This is a genomic window from Terrabacter sp. 2RAF25 (genome assembly GCF_052115265.1).
Taxonomy (GTDB): Bacteria; Actinomycetota; Actinomycetes; order Actinomycetales; family Dermatophilaceae; genus Terrabacter.
Genome location: NZ_JBFRGJ010000034.1, coordinates 1 through 569, shown reverse-complemented (window position 1 = coordinate 569; position 569 = coordinate 1). Strand labels below are relative to the sequence as shown.

Sequence of the window (569 nt, the reverse complement as noted above, 5' to 3'; positions counted from 1 at the left end):
CGCGTGGAGGCGGCCGAACCGGGTACGCTCGCCGCCTCGGCCATCGTGGCGCATGAATTGTGGTACGGCGCCTATCGCAGCCAGAAGGTCGCCTTCAATCTGGAAACCCTGCGGCTGCTGTTTTCGGATTTGCCGATCCTCGACATTGACCCGGAGGATGCGCGGGTCGCGGGCGAGATCCGAGCGGAACTTGCCCGTGCCGGAACACCGATCGGCCCATACGACGTACTGATCGCGGGGCAGGCCAAGGCGCGGGGGTTCACCTTGGTGACCAATAACACGGGCGAGTTTCGCCGCGTGGTGGGGCTGAAGCTGGACGATTGGACTGCCGCCTGACAAAGGGAATCGTGGGCAGCTCGCGGGAGATTGAATGGTTCTGACGACCTCCGGTAGACCACCGTTTGCTGCACATTCGCCTTTAACGCGTAAGCGAAACGTTTCAAGAGTCTTGTAATTGAAAATGACGCGCAGAATTGGCTAGAAGGCCACCTAAAGGTGACGTGACATGGCAACTGCAAAAATCTCAGGAGAGCGGCCTTTCAAATGCGCAACATCCTCGCCCTTCAAAG

General features: G+C 59.2%; 1 protein-coding gene. It reads left to right on the top strand.

All coding sequences use genetic code 11. The annotated features are described in order from the left end of the window. On the top strand, window positions 1-336 hold a 336-nt coding region (locus AB4091_RS21825), incomplete at its 5' end, for a type II toxin-antitoxin system VapC family toxin (protein WP_442295005.1). Between the last annotated feature and the right edge of the window lie 233 nt (window positions 337-569).